The 12,271-nt window shown below is 63.9% G+C and carries 12 protein-coding genes; 4 read left to right on the top strand and 8 right to left on the bottom strand.

Annotation, left to right across the window (positions count from 1 at the left end):
* Positions 1–3 precede the first annotated feature (3 nt).
* The 4 genes from EYS21_RS18730 to EYS21_RS18715 form a co-directional block, all read right to left on the bottom strand.
* Positions 4–1,008 (bottom strand): sugar ABC transporter permease, encoded by a 1,005-nt coding sequence (locus EYS21_RS18730; RefSeq protein ID WP_131134751.1) that lies wholly within the window; start codon positions 1,006–1,008, stop codon positions 4–6.
* A gap of 6 nt (positions 1,009–1,014) precedes the next feature.
* Entirely contained in the window at positions 1,015–2,253 is a 1,239-nt protein-coding gene (locus EYS21_RS18725; protein ID WP_131134750.1) for an extracellular solute-binding protein, read from the bottom strand.
* Positions 2,254–2,348: 95 nt separating this feature from the next.
* Positions 2,349–3,371, bottom strand: coding sequence for a LacI family DNA-binding transcriptional regulator (locus EYS21_RS18720; protein ID WP_131134749.1), 1,023 nt, complete (start codon positions 3,369–3,371; stop codon positions 2,349–2,351).
* Between the two features lie 140 nt (positions 3,372–3,511).
* Complete coding sequence (locus EYS21_RS18715; protein WP_131134748.1) at positions 3,512–3,976, bottom strand: phage tail protein; 465 nt, start codon at positions 3,974–3,976, stop codon at positions 3,512–3,514.
* 144 nt (positions 3,977–4,120) lie between these two features.
* On the opposite strand from EYS21_RS18715, the gene EYS21_RS18710 reads away from it, so the two are divergent.
* Together EYS21_RS18710 and EYS21_RS18705 are read left to right on the top strand one after the other, a co-directional pair.
* A complete protein-coding gene (locus EYS21_RS18710) occupies positions 4,121–5,971 on the top strand; it encodes a GAF domain-containing protein (protein WP_165478361.1) in 1,851 nt (616 codons plus the stop codon).
* A gap of 373 nt (positions 5,972–6,344) precedes the next feature.
* On the top strand, positions 6,345–6,560 hold the full coding sequence (locus EYS21_RS18705) for a hypothetical protein (protein WP_131134746.1): 216 nt from the start codon (positions 6,345–6,347) through the stop codon (positions 6,558–6,560).
* Between the two features lie 30 nt (positions 6,561–6,590).
* Here EYS21_RS18705 and EYS21_RS18700 read toward each other — a convergent pair whose 3' ends face one another.
* Positions 6,591–7,127: a CGNR zinc finger domain-containing protein gene (locus tag EYS21_RS18700; RefSeq protein WP_131134745.1), complete on the bottom strand. Its 537-nt coding sequence runs from the start codon at positions 7,125–7,127 to the stop codon at positions 6,591–6,593.
* Positions 7,128–7,179: 52 nt separating this feature from the next.
* Here EYS21_RS18700 and EYS21_RS23480 point away from each other — a divergent pair, with 52 nt between their 5' ends.
* Together EYS21_RS23480 and EYS21_RS18695 are read left to right on the top strand one after the other, a co-directional pair.
* Complete coding sequence (locus EYS21_RS23480) at positions 7,180–7,323, top strand: hypothetical protein (protein WP_165478360.1); 144 nt, start codon at positions 7,180–7,182, stop codon at positions 7,321–7,323.
* 130 nt (positions 7,324–7,453) lie between these two features.
* Positions 7,454–7,963, top strand: coding sequence for an isoprenylcysteine carboxylmethyltransferase family protein (locus tag EYS21_RS18695; protein ID WP_131134744.1), 510 nt, complete (start codon positions 7,454–7,456; stop codon positions 7,961–7,963).
* A gap of 208 nt (positions 7,964–8,171) precedes the next feature.
* On the opposite strand, the gene EYS21_RS18690 is transcribed toward EYS21_RS18695, so the two are convergent.
* The 3 genes from EYS21_RS18690 to EYS21_RS18675 all read right to left on the bottom strand — a co-directional run bounded on the left by EYS21_RS18690 (position 8,172) and on the right by EYS21_RS18675 (position 12,232).
* A complete protein-coding gene (locus EYS21_RS18690) occupies positions 8,172–8,585 on the bottom strand; it encodes a hypothetical protein (RefSeq protein WP_131134743.1) in 414 nt (137 codons plus the stop codon).
* A 1,048-nt stretch (positions 8,586–9,633) separates the two neighbouring features.
* Positions 9,634–10,890, bottom strand: coding sequence for an FAD-dependent oxidoreductase (locus EYS21_RS18680; protein ID WP_131134742.1), 1,257 nt, complete (start codon positions 10,888–10,890; stop codon positions 9,634–9,636).
* A complete protein-coding gene (locus EYS21_RS18675; RefSeq protein ID WP_131134741.1) occupies positions 10,883–12,232 on the bottom strand; it encodes an aromatic acid/H+ symport family MFS transporter in 1,350 nt (449 codons plus the stop codon). The genes EYS21_RS18680 and EYS21_RS18675 overlap by 8 nt, the downstream gene beginning before the upstream one ends.
* Between the last annotated feature and the right edge of the window lie 39 nt (positions 12,233–12,271).

Below are 12,271 nucleotides of genomic sequence, written 5' to 3'. Positions count from 1 at the left end.
TCCTCACTCGTCCACTGCGCGTCGGCTGGCCCGCAGGTAGAGGACCGCGAACACCAGGGAAATGATCACCAGCACATTGCCCAGGGCCGCGCCTTCGCCGAATTTGAACTCGTTGAAGGACAGGGCGTAGGACTGGGTGGCGATGGTCTGGGTTGAATTCGCGGGCCCGCCGTTGGTGAGGCCCAGGATGATGTCCAGCACCTTGAGCGTGTACACGACGCCGAGCACCAGGACCACGCTGACCACCGGCCGCAGCATGGGCCACGTGATGTGCCGGAACGCCCGCCACCCGGTGGCCCCGTCAAGGGACCCTGCCTCGTACAGCTCGTCCGGGATTTCCTGGAGGCCGCCGTACAGGATGGTCAGGTTGAAGGGAATGCCAATCCAGATATTCACCCCCACCACGGCAATCAGCGCCAGGGAAGTGCTGGTCAGCCACGGGATGCCGGTGTCGATGATGCCGAGGGCGCCGAGGAAGCGGTTCAGGGCGCCGCTGTCCTTGTCCAGGATCCAGCGCCACACGGCACTCGAAACGATCAGCGGCAGGAGCCAGGGCAGCAGAAGCAACGACCGCAGGATTCCGTTGAGCGGGAACTTGCGCTGGAAGAAGATCGCCAGCGCCAGCCCGATGACGAACTGGCCCAGGATGGACCCCAGCGTAAAGAGCGCGGTGTTCAGCAGCGAGGTGGAGAACAACGACGACGACAATACAGTCGCGTAGTTGGCCAACCCCACCCAGGGGGCTTCTCCGGTGAAGAATGTGGACGTGGTGTAGTCCTGGAAGCTCATGACGACGTTCTTGGCTACCGGGTAGCCAAAGAACAGAGCCATGTAGACCACAGCAGGGACCAGGAAGAGCCACTGGAAGATGCGCTCGCGGCGTTGGCGGCTGCGCCGCCTCGGAGATTGCGCTTCAGTCCCTGAAGTGTTCGCGCGTCCGTGCTTCCGGGAGGATTTTCCCGCGGACGGCCCCGCCGCCGTATGTGACAAGTCGGTTGTCATTGACATGGCTGCCTACTGGCCCTGGGCCTGCTTGAGCGCGTCGGCCGGAGAGGCGTTGCCGGTCAGCGCCGTCTGGATGGCGGTGTAGATCTTGGTGGCCTGGCCAGGCCATTCCTCGCCTAGCTGGCCGGTCCGTGCCCGGGCGGTCTTGATCAGCTCGGTGAAGGTGGCGAGCTTGGGGTTCTCGGATGCGAAGGTTTCCGCAAGCGTGGTCTTGGACGGAATGGTGTTGCGGACCTTGGCCATCGCCAGTTGGTTTTCATCGCTGTTCAGGCAGGCAACCACTTCGGCCGCCTTGGCCTGGCGGGTCTTATTGCCGGTCTGCGGGACGGTCCAGACTTCACCGCCGAGCGGGGCCACGGACGTCTGGCCGGCTTCACGGACCGGGATCTTCACAACGCCGTACTGAAGGGCCGGCTGCTTGTCCAGAGATGGAATCTGCCACGGGCCGTTGACCATCATGGCTGCCTTGCCTGCCATGAACTGGTCCTTCACGTCGGCCTGGGTCCAGTTCAGGGCGGAGGAGGAGACCGAACCGTTCTTGACCAAATCCGTCCACAGCTGCAGGGCCTGTTCGGTCTCTTTGGTGTCGATTTTCTTTTCGTCACCGCCGTTTGACCACATGACCGGGAGGAACTGCCACGTCCCTTCGTAGGTGGGGTTGGCGTTGAATGCCAGTCCGTACTGGTCCCCGGACGTGAGCTTGGCGGCTGCTGACTTCAGCTCATCCCAGGTGGTGGGCGGCGTAACGCCGGCTTTAGCCAGGATGTCCTTGTTGTAGAACAGGGCGATGGTGTTGACGGTGGGTGCCAGGCCGTAGACCTTGTCCTTGTAGGTGCCGGCGCTGAGCACGCCGGGAGCAAAGTCGTCTGTGCTGATTTTGAAATCGGCCAAGGGGGCCAGTGCCCCCGTGGCGGCAATTTGCTGCAGGTCGGGGTTGTCCAGCATGAGTACGTCGGGCAGCGTTTTGGAGGAGGACTGCTGGAGCACCTTGGAGATCAGCGATTTGCCCGGAACAGTCTCGCGCTTGATGGTGACGCCCGCTTTGGTGCCGCAGGCGGTGAGGGCGTCGCCGATGAAGGACTTGTCCGGCTCGTTGTTGTAGTAGTCAACCACCGAGATCTCTTTGACGGGCTCAGTGGAGGAAGCCGAATTACCGGCCGCTCCGCAGCCTGAGATGAACAGCGGCAGGCCGACAAGGGCGGCAACGGCCAAGGAGAGCGGACGCGCGGTCCTGTGTGCTGACTTCATTGTCTGTTCCTTTGTTGTGGGTATCGATATGTCGATGCGTATCGACGATGCGGATCGATGACTGGAATCGGGTTTGGATCGGGGGCGCTGGGGGTTCAGCTGCCGCGGGGTGGGCGGAGCGTGCTGGAACGGTGAGTGATGACCGTGGGCACCAACTCCAGGGATTCGGTTGGTCCCTGCGAGTCGGCTTCGAGGAGGTCGCAAATAATCTTTACCGCGCGGCGCGAGACTTCGGCCGGACGGAGGTCGATGGTGGAAAGCGGAATGGGCTGCAGCTCGGCAAGCGTGGGAGAGGCGCTGCCGATCACCGACACGTCTTTGCCCGGAGTCAGGCCGCGGCTGGACAGTACCCGCCGCAGAACGTCCTGAACGGTGCCGTCAGGGGCAATGAACGCCGGCGTTCCGGTGGTTTCGGCCAAGGCCTTGTCCACGGAATCAGCAATGACGTCACGGTCCGTGCCGCCCGGCAGGTGAAGCATTTTGACGCCGATGCTCTCGGCGGCCTGGTTGGTGCCGGACCTAAAGCGTTCCACGTAGTTAACGTGCCGGTCCACTACCTCGCGCTGCCAATCGAGGACGCAGATCACGTCATGCCCTGCCGCGGCGAGGTCCTGGACGCACTGTTTTCCGGCCATTTCAAAGTCGGCATCGATGCAGACCAGGCCGGAAGGATCGTGGGGGATGCCAATCAGGACCACCGGGACCTTGAGGCTCCGGACCACGGGGAGCCGCTCGTCGTCGCCCTCCACCTGCATGAGGATCAGTCCGTCGCAGATCTGCTGGCCGACCACGCGCTGCAGGCCAGCTGCGCCCTCGTCCTCGGTGACCAGCAGGATGTCGTGGTCGTAGCGGCGGGCGGTATTGGCGATCACCGAGACGAATTCCATGATCGAGGCCATGTGCAGCTCGGGTATGAACGGAATGACCAACCCGATGACGCGGGTCCTGCGGCTGGCGAGCGCGCGGGCCCCGGCGTTGGGCTGGTAGGTCAGGTGCTCGATAGCATCCTCGACCTTTTTCCGGGTCTTTTCAGAAATCGGCCGCTTGCCACTCAGGACATAGGACACGGTGCTTTGGGCAACACCGGCGGCCTGGGCAACATCCTTGCTGGTGGGCATTGCTTGGCCTCCTTGTGCTCTCTGCTGGGTGGTCTCTGCGAATCATCGATACGCATCGTCGATGCGTATCGAGGAACAGTATGACATAAGTCACTGGGGCCTTCAAGGCTCTTTTTGTCGTTGAGTTCCGTGAGGGCCGGTCAGTACACGCCTTTGATCACGAAGTAGGAGCCGCGGATCACGCCGGCCAGCTTCGACTTCTGGCGGGCAAACTTGAAACGGGACGCCAGTTCCTCCGGAATCTCCATGCCTTCGGCCAGCTTGAAACCGACCGCCCGCTTCCCGCCGTCGTCGATGCTGTACATGACGTTGACCGACAGCCCGGACTCGAAGAACACATAATCCATCCGCAACCCATCGACTTCAAAGGCAGTCGCCTCGAGCGGGCGGGAGCCGATGACAATCTCGCGCTCCTCCTTGAGGATGCGGTTCACCCGGTCCACCACCTCCGGAACCTCGTTTGCAGGGCTAACGGTGAATTCGTGGTCGTACTTGGTGCGGTAGTAGCGGCCCTCGTTGGCGCGCAACCCGGCAAGCGCCTCGGCGACCGGCGACGACTCCAGGCCGACAGTGGAAACGTCCTTGAAGTCAACAACGTAGGGCATACGTCCTCCTGATCAGATGTGTTGGTCCAACGATAACGTGAGGCCATCCGACCGGATTTTGAACGCAATCCCGGGGGTGAAAAGTCTCTCGCCCGTTCAGGGAATCCGTGAAAAACTCTAAGTGTGAAAATGGGCCCTGACCGTATGGCCGAGCACCTTCAAGGATGGCTGAAGGCGCTGGCCGATGTCGGTGCGGCAGTCAACCGCGGCGTTTCGCTCGGCGAGCTGTTGGACCTGATCGCCAGGACCGCGAGCAAATTGATGTCCTATGAGTTCTGCGCGATCACCATGCCGGACGCGGCGTCGCAAGTCCTGATGATCGAAGGCTCGTACGGCCTCTCCGCCGACTACATCCGGGAAATCAACGCAACGCACCCGATCCGGCTTCATGGCGTTCACACTCCCACGCCGTCGGTCCAGGCATTCACCATGGGAGTCCCCGTGCAGATCGAGGATTTCGGAAACCATCCGGCGATGCTCGTGTGGAGGGATGCGGCAAAAGACCAAGGTTTTAACTCCATGATCTCTGTGCCTCTGAACTCAGCCGATGAAACACTCGGAACTCTCAACTGCTACACCCGTTCAACCCATCACTTCACTAAGGAAGAAGAATCGCGCCTGTTGATGTTGGCAGGCCAGGCCGCCCTGGCTATCACCACCAGCCGCCTGCGCTCCGAACAGGCGGAGCGGATCACGGTCCTCAACGGGCTGAACGAGTCGCTTGAGGAGCAGTACGAACTGCAAAGGCAAACCGAAGCGATCCACGAGCGGTTGACAGCCCTGACGCTCGAAGGAGGCGGGGTCAGGGCCCTTGGCGGAGCCCTGACAGAGATCCTGGATCGTCCCGTCGCCGTGTGCGAGACCAACGGGACCGTCCTCTACAACACCGAAGGTGATGGCGCATCGCTCCCGGTTGCCCTCCTCGCAAACGCCGCTGACCTCCCACTGCCCGATGTTATGTCCGCGGGCAGTGCCGGGTTGCTGGCCGAGGTGAACCTTCCGGATACAACAGGGACCGGGACCTTTGTCCGCGTCCCGGTAATGATCAAGGACAAGGTCATCGCGTGGATCTGGACGAGCGGGACAATCTCCGAGCTCAGACCGCTGGACCGCCAGGCGCTGGAAAGGGCCGCGGCGCCACTGGCTTTGGAGCTCCTCCGGACCCGGACAGCAACCCAGACAGAGTGGCGGGACACTGGCGAGATTCTCTCTGCGCTCCTGTCAGGCAGAGTACACGAAGCCACAGCGCTCCTGGCCGAAGCCGAACGGCTCGGCCACGGCCTGTCACTGCCCCACGCAGTCATCGCAGTCCGGTTTGACCCCCGCACCGAACGTACCCTGCCGCACTGGCTTACCGCCAAGTTCGCACAAGTGGCATGGCAAATTTCACCAAAGCCGCTGCTTGGACCTTACGGTGGGTTCGTTGTTGCCCTCTGGCCGATGGTCCCAACCACGCGGATCGACCAAATGCGTGGCATCGCCGACAAAGTCAGGCGGATCCCTTCAGGACACGGCCAAAGCACGGATGCCGCGTACGTTGCCGTGACGGGACCGGCCACAAACATCGCCGACTATCCGGCAGCTTTTGCAACTGCCCGCGGAGCTGTTGAGCTGGCAGCCCTTCGCAAGAGTCCCCCCGGGACCATTGTGCTGAGCGACCTGGGCTTGACTGGACTCCTGCTTCAGCTCCCGGACGTATCCGCTTTGAACCGCTACGCGGACGACGTGCTTGGGCCGTTGCGATGCTACGACCCAGCCCAAGGCCCTTCGCTCCTGCCGACCCTGTCAGCTCTCCTAAACAATAATCTCAGCGCGGGGAAGACCGCTGAGCAGCTGCATATCCAGGAAGACGCCGTCGTCGAAGCCCGCCGACAGATCGAGGCTCTGCTCGCACTGGACCTTTCACGCGTTGCCGACCTCACACGGATCTCGACGGCCCTCGAAGTCCACGACGTCATCGAAACCAGGCACAGGCAGGGCAATACCAGCGCCTGATACCCCCTTGGCGGAACCAACCGAAGGAGACCGTTCCCAGCAGGGCGTTTCCCAGCCGCGCCACCGTTTTTGTGGATCCCCCCACGAGGTCATGCTCGTCGAGATCGACGCATTGGCGGTTACTGGCTAGCCTCATGCATTCAACATTTTCCGTGATTCGTCTTGCGCACGGGGCCAGTTATCCTCCACACTGGCTACAGATCCGCAGGAATTCTTCCGCCGATCCAGACCGCCGGCACTCTCCGGCCACCGCCCCATCGAACCATGCCGGGCACCCCTCTCGAACCACAGCCTTCAGCCTCCCCCGGATTTCCCGCCCAGGAGCGCGGCTGCCCAGCCTTCAGGCAATTACTCCCCCGAGAAAGAGACCACGATGATCAAGCGCCACTCTGACCTCGTCCTGGAAATCACCGCCTACGACCCCCACACCGTTGAAAATGACCTCAACACCGCCGTGGAAATGGCCCGCGAACACGCCATGCAGGAACGCCGCCACGGAATCCTGGTCACCCAACACGGCTATACCAGCTACACCGTCGCGGTCAGCCGCGACGTCCCCTTCGGCCAGACCCGCGAACGCCGCGAATAGCCCAGTCTCCCGCATAAGCTGCGGTGAATTTCACGCTCTGGCTGCGTTCCGGGAGGGCATGCTGGCGGCTTGCCGGTGCCGGGCGACTGCGTCGGTGTTTCCGCAGCGGGCGCTGCAGTAGCGCTGCCTCCCGGCTTTTGAGTTGTCGATGAACGCCCTGACGCAGGCCGGCCGGGCGCAGGTGCCGATCCGGATCCCGCCGCTCCAGGCGATGAACAGTGCCAGGCCGCCGGCCGTGACTGCCTTGACCCGGGACAGGATGTCGTCCCCCTCGGGGAAGAGATGCAGATGGGGCCGGGAATCGTCATGTGTCGTCAGCGAAATCTTCCCCGCGGAGCGATCAAGGAGCGCGTTGATGGAGCGGCATCGCTCATCAACGGCTTGGGCCGCGAAGGCCGACACCAGTTCGACTGCCCAACCACGCAGGCCCTGCTCCGCGGCAGCGTCCAGCCGCGGTTCCCGAATGCTGAAATCCCGCAGCACAGCCTCCAGGTCGTCTCCTGCCTGCGCGTTTACCAGGGCAGCGGCCAGTTGGGCTCCGACCTGATTTTCATGGCTGTATCCCATACCCAGAGTGTAATGGTTGAATGGCATCAACCCATTACCGGATGCTGGGTTTATGCACGAACATACCTGGCAAGCCGTCTCCCGGCACCCCACATCAACCGGAACTGTCACTTACTCGCGCTGCCCCTGCGGTGCCCACACCATCTTGCTCGAGGACGGCAGCGAGAACCTCCTCGCCGCCGTCGTGGAACGATGAAAGCCCCCATCCGCAGCCATCCTGACTGGGGAATTCCGGCAACCACGGGCCAGAACCGGACACGCCATGTCGCCCGGTGCACGGACGAGGAGTCTCGCGCGCTTGGAGGAACAGGGTTAGCCTGACGGACATGGCTCAGGCAGCTCCGCATGTACGCGCGTGGATCGGGACGATCGTCTTCCTCTTCCTCGCGCCCGGCGTCGTCGCGGGCATGGTCCCGTGGCTCATCTCCGGCTGGCGGTGGCACAGCTGGGGTGGCGCGGCCTGGGTCCTCGTGCCGATCGGCTGGATGGCGATCGCTACCGGGGTGGCTTTCCTCCTGCACGCCTTCGCGCTGTTCGCCATGCACCGCGGCACGCCCGCTCCGGTCGCTCCTACCCAGACTCTCGTCGTAACGGGTGCCTACCGCTTCGTGCGCAATCCGATGTACCTCGCCGTGCTCAGCATCATCCTCGGCCAGGCACTGCTGTTCGGCAGCTGGTTGCTCGTGCTCTACGCCGCGATCACCCTCGCCACCGTCGTCGCGTTCGTGAAAGGCTACGAGGAACCGACCCTCACCAGCACGTACGGCGAGCAGTACCTTAACTACCGGCGCAACGTCCCGGGCTGGTGGCCCCGGCTCACACCGTGGCGGCCGTGACGGTGGGGTCGACACCGCTAAGTCCCCAGGATCGGACACCGGGGTGGAACTGCCTCGGCCCCTACACCCTCGTATAGGGCTGGCAGTAGGATCCGCCGGCTCTTGGATAGTTCGACAAAGGGGGCCAGAACGTCGTCCGCTACTCCTGCCAGCAAGGGCGCACTCGCTGGAGCGTCGCCACCTAAAGCGTTCACGAGATGGAGTTCAGCTACGGCAGTGCAGACACCTCGCGCCAGTTGCATGATGGCCTGGAGTGGACACCCGCTGATCCGTGGCCCTTCCGGAGGAAGAGCCCAAGCCATGGCTCAACGATGGGCGAGGGAATGCGGACGACTTCGAGTTCGGACATGTCGACAAGACGTCTGCCACCAGTCAAGGTGTCCAAAATCCAGAACAGCCCACGGTCCGGGACGACGTCCGTGACCGGCCCGCGATATACCAACATGTTCTCGTGGAACGCCTCGACGGCATCACCCGATCCCAGTTCATAACATGATCCAATAACAACGCGATCACCAATTCCCATGACAATCCTTTCTCCGTAGTAAAGCCTCCCCTCTACAAAGATTGTTTCGCTGCCAGGTTGCCCCAGGGTGTCCTCGACATGATCATTTGCTGACATTTCCCCAGGGGTTCGGGCCGGTACCGACCTCCCACGACGGCGTGATCGGTCTGTCCGGCCTGTTCGGGTGGACGTCCGGCAGGACTATGCCGCTTTTGCGATGTCGGCGAGGCGTTGGTTGAGCCGATCGACTTCAACGGGCACTTCCGTGGCGGCCCATGCCTGGTTTCGTTTGGACTGGCCGACTTTGGAGATAACCCCGGCAGTGGTGAGCCGGTCCAGGGCTGCGTGTAGTCGCTGCCGCCGATCCAGTTCTGCACGTCGCCCTACATGCGGAGTCCGACCACCCGGACCACCAGGCGCACGAATATTTCCGCGCACACTACGCGCGCACGATCGAGACCTTCACGCAGCTCGTGAAGAAGCAACAGGACGACGGCAACTCGCACCCCGACCTCGATCCCACTCGAGTTGCCCGGCAGCTGCACGCCGTTTGAGGCGGTCTGCAGTCGCTAAGGGCCGTGGACGCATCCTTCGACATGGTTGCCGACCTGGAGGATGCATTCCGACGACTGACTGGCCGAGGGGAACTGGAAGCCCGAATGGCCCTCGGGGAGCTGGCAGCACGAGTCTGAACCCGATCGATTCTGCTCAAGTAGAACGAACGCCCCAGCTCTCACCCGTCCAGGCCGGCATGCTCATGGGCTGAGTACCCCTCGTGGCCAAGACAGCAGCACGCCTCGTCAAACCGGACCTTCGACTCCTGCAAGGAGCGGACTGAGGAGACCGCATGGGGTTCTACAGTCGAGTTCAACACTGACTGGCAGGGAAATCGTGCCCAGGTCATGCCGTCAACACAACCATGGGCCAAATGAATGAGTGATGGCCCAAGAAGGACCGCAGTCCCTGGTGAGGGAATGCGGTCCTTCTTGCGCCGGGGCTCCGGACGGGTTCGAACCGTCCTACGTCGTGGGTCACTCCGCCTGCAGGCGACGGAGCAGCACTCCCCCGGAGGCCCACCAACACAGCCGTACTTCACGTCGCCCTTGGCTGGGGACAAACAGTCCAGGCGTTGTGCTCCCGGTCTCTGTGGACGCGGGGTCTCAGGTCAGGAAGGAACGGGAACCCGCAGCCTGGCCGGAACAGGTTTCCGGGCCGGAACGCCGTCGCCGTCCTGGCCGTACAGCCAGTCGTTGTACTGGAAGTCGTTGTCCTTCCGGCTCTTGAACAGCAGGTTCCGCAGTATGCGGGCCAGGCCGGATACGTGCCAGGACTCGCCCCACATACGGGCGGTGCGCTGGACCCGGGCCGTGCGGCCGGCCCGGAGGGTGTTGAACTGCCTGATGGCGTCGTCCCACGCTCCCGGGTTGACGCCGTCGGCCGTGAACACGGTGCCAGTGCTGGCGTCCTGGAGCGCAGCGGCGTCTTCGAGTGCCTGGCAGGCACCCTGGGCGAGGTATTGGAGCATGGGGTGCGCTGCGTCGCCCATCAGCACCATCCTGCCCGCGACCCAGTTCTCGATCGGGTCGCGGTCGTACATGGGCCAGCGCATGCCGGTGCCCAGATTCTTCAGCGCGTCCTGCACCGCCGGGACGCAGTCCTTGTAAGCAGCTTCGAGTTCGTCCAGTCCCCCGTACTGCTCCTCGCCGCGCTCGAAGGACGCGGACTTGAAAACGGCCACGGTGTTCAGCAGCTCGCCCTTGCGCAGCGGGTACTGCACCAGGTGGCAGTCCGGTCCGAGGTAGACGATGACGTCCTCCAGGTCGGCCTTGGGAGTGTTTTCGGTGATCGGTACTGTGCCGCGGTAGGCGACGTAGGCGGAGGAGACGGGCTCGTCGGTGGCCACGAGCGGACGCAGGGTGGACTTGAGTCCATCGGCGCCGATCACCACGTCCGCTTCGTAGTCCACGCCCGCGGCGGTGTGCGCCACGCCGCGGCCGTTCACGGTTTCCACGCTTTCGACCATCACGTCGTTGACCAGTTTGACGCCCGCCGCCTGGCAGCCTTCGAGCAGGACCCGGTGCAGGTCGGAGCGGTGGATCACGACGTACGGTGCGCCGTAGCGTTCGGCGAACTCGCCGCTGAGCGACTGGCGGGTGAGTTCCTCGCCGGTGACGGCGTCGCGGAAGACCAGGTGTTTGGGCTGGACTCCGATTTCCAGCGCCTTTTCCAGCAGCCCCCAACGCTGCAGGACCCGGGACGCGTTGGGGGCCATCTGCAGCCCGGCGCCGACCTCGCCGAATTCGGGGGCCCGCTCCACGAGGGTGACGTTGGCGCCGTTTTCGCGCAGCGCAAGGGCTCCGGCCAGTCCGGCCATCCCCCCTCCGATGACGAGGACATCGGTGGACGTGGCGTGTTCAGACATTGCTGGCTCCTGTTGATGAAGAGGGGATTGAGAGTTTTGACTTGAGTTTCAGGCCGACGGCGGCCAGCAGCACGGCCGCGATGGCGGCTGCACCGGCGAAGGCCAGGAAGTTGGAGTTGACCCCCAGCCCGGCTGCCAGCAGGAGTCCCCCGGCCTGGGGTGCCGCGACGGCGCCGATGCGGCCTGTCCCGAGGGCCCAGCCGAGAGCGGTCCCCCGCAGGTGTCCGGGATAGTGGCTGGCGACGGCCGCGATGATCAGGCACTGTGTGCCGTGCGTTCCGACGCCGGCGAGGACCAGCATGAAGTAGACGACGCCGACGGGCGGTCCAGCCACGAGGACCACGAGCGCTCCTGCCGCGACGGCTGCCGCGGCGATGGCTGTGGGCACCGGACCAAACCGGGTCCCCGCCCAGGCCGTGATGACCGAACCGGCCACCGCGCCCAGGTTGAGGGCCAGGGCGAAGGTCAGGGCGGAGCCGAGGTTGTAGCCGGCCAGCTGCATAAGGTTGGGCAGCCACGTGCCCAGCCCGTACCAGGCGAACAGGGTGGCGATCGTAGCGACGGCGAACAGCACGCTGACGCCCAGGTAGGGGGCACGGAGCAGGGAGGCAAAACCCGCCGGCTCCTGCCCTGCCTTGGTCTTCCCGGCGCTGTCTTTGCGGCCGGCCTTTTCCTGAGCACTGGCGGGGGCCAGTGTCTCGGGCAGGTATTTCAGTCCGAGCGGCACGACGACCAGCAGGGCCAGCACGGCCACCAGGAACATGGATTCCCAGCCGAAGGCGGGGATCAGTTGGATGCCGACCAGGGCGGCGATGGATCCGCCGATCGGCACGCCGGACATCATCAGGGTGGCGATGAGGGACCGCCATTTGGCAGGGACCAGTTCCGCAACGAGGGCGTTTGCCGAGGGCACCAGGCCGCCGAGGCCGATGCCGGCGAGGAGCCGAAGGACGCCGAAGATTGCGGCGTTCGGAGCGAACGCGCAGAGGACGGTGAAGACCGAGAAGACGATGGCGCAGCCGAGGATGGTGCGGCGGCGGCCCCAGGAGTCTGCCATGCGGCCTGCGAAGATCGCCCCGATCATCATGCCGACAAAGGCCATGGATCCGATAGTTCCGGCGGTGGCCTTGCTCAGGCCCCAGCCTGTCTCCGAAATCAGGGAGGACTGGACGGTGCCGTAGACGATCAGGTCGTAGCCGTCGAAGACCACCAGCAGCCAGCAGACCAGGACGGCGGCGGCCGAGGCCTTGGAGAAGCGCGGCCCCGGCCCGTCAGCAGCAGTGGGGACGGGGGACCCTGGTGAGGACCGTTGCGGCGTTGCAGCGGGAAGTGTGTGATTCATCCCACTACTGTCATGGCGGTCGCAGATGAACCACAATAC

Source organism: Arthrobacter sp. S39, from assembly GCF_004320525.1.
Taxonomy (GTDB): Bacteria; Actinomycetota; Actinomycetes; order Actinomycetales; family Micrococcaceae; genus Arthrobacter.
Note: the sequence above shows the minus strand (reverse complement) of the source record. Positions and strands in the feature narration are given on the sequence as shown.